This window comes from Dialister sp. UBA1703 (genome assembly GCA_002320515.1).
Classification (GTDB): Bacteria; Bacillota; Negativicutes; order Veillonellales; family Dialisteraceae; genus Dialister.
Genome location: DCJJ01000044.1, coordinates 8,056 through 8,269 on the forward strand (window position 1 = coordinate 8,056; position 214 = coordinate 8,269).

Genomic DNA, 214 nt, shown 5'->3' on the forward strand with positions numbered 1-214 from the left:
TAGTATCGCTGCGCTGGCGAGGTAGGCGCCTACCGGCGCCGGTATAATCCGCCTGTCGGCGGATGTGACTGAGTTCCATGCAGCTATTGCCGCGAAGCGGCATATAAAATGGCGCCCCCAGGGGCGCCGTACTTCCCTAGCGGGTACGGTCAGCCAACCAATAGGTAAGCCGTTTAATGGGCAGGCTAAGGGCCTACTTTGGCTGACGTGGAGG